Below are 901 nucleotides of genomic sequence, written 5' to 3' on the forward strand. Positions count from 1 at the left end.
AATGGCGAATTTTCAAATTCTTTTTTAGCAAAAATAACTTCGTTGCCTAAAGGAGTATTAGGTGCATTTGCTAAAGGGTCGGGAATAATTGCTCCATTCATTGTTCCACCTTGTGGAATGGGAAGGTAATCCAGAGCCTGTCTCCCAAATCCGTCATAGGTGATATGAGACACCACATCTTTTTGTAATGGGGAAGCTTTTATATTCACAACCTGTTTAGGTCTGCCTAAACCGTCAAAATATTGGACGGTTTCTGCTGTCTTAGAGGCAGTCGTTCCATTATAATCTAGATAGCTTTTTGTGTAAACATAATTCTGATTTGTGCTCAAATTCAAGGTTTGCGCATGGGAAAGCCCCACTACAAACAATGTACTTATCGGGATGATTATTTTTTTCATGATTTGGTTTTAGTGTTTGTAGTTGTATTTGAATTCTTTTATCAGTTTACCATTAATATCTTTGATATTTTCTAATCTGTTGGCAGAGTCGTATTTGTAAATCTCTCTGATTCCTGATGGTGGGGTGATGCTCGTTACCCCAATCAATGGGTCATAAGTGTAAGTGGTAATCTGAAATTCTTTTAACTGCAGAAGATTACGGAAGTTATCCAAAGCTATTATCAATGCACCCTCATTCGAAGGATTTAAAGCATCCTCATCTGAAGCTGTAATAATAGCCGCTACCAAACCACTTATTAAAGAATATGGATGACCTACAATTTTAGCAATCGGTTGAGTTGAGTTGTAGCCCCAAATGATTGTTGTAGGAATACCATCTCTGGTAGTATATTGTAATAGATTACCTTTGGGATCATACTGATCATAAGTAACTTCGGTAGAATTGGTATTGCTAAGGTCGGTCGAGATTACAGAGCTCGGCAATAAGTTGGCAGGATTATCAT

Annotated in this window: 1 protein-coding gene and 1 pseudogene; both read right to left on the bottom strand. The window is 37.4% G+C overall.

The window, feature by feature from the left end:
• On the bottom strand, window positions 1–398 hold a 398-nt coding region (locus AB671_RS20300), incomplete at its 3' end, for a DUF6443 domain-containing protein (RefSeq protein ID WP_228390989.1).
• Window positions 399–407: 9 nt separating this feature from the next.
• Window positions 408–901 (bottom strand): annotated as a pseudogene (locus tag AB671_RS22560) (hypothetical protein); the annotation flags it as partial.

Origin of the sequence: Chryseobacterium sp. BGARF1 (genome assembly GCF_001677955.1) — a bacterium.
GTDB lineage: Bacteria > Bacteroidota > Bacteroidia > Flavobacteriales > Weeksellaceae > Chryseobacterium.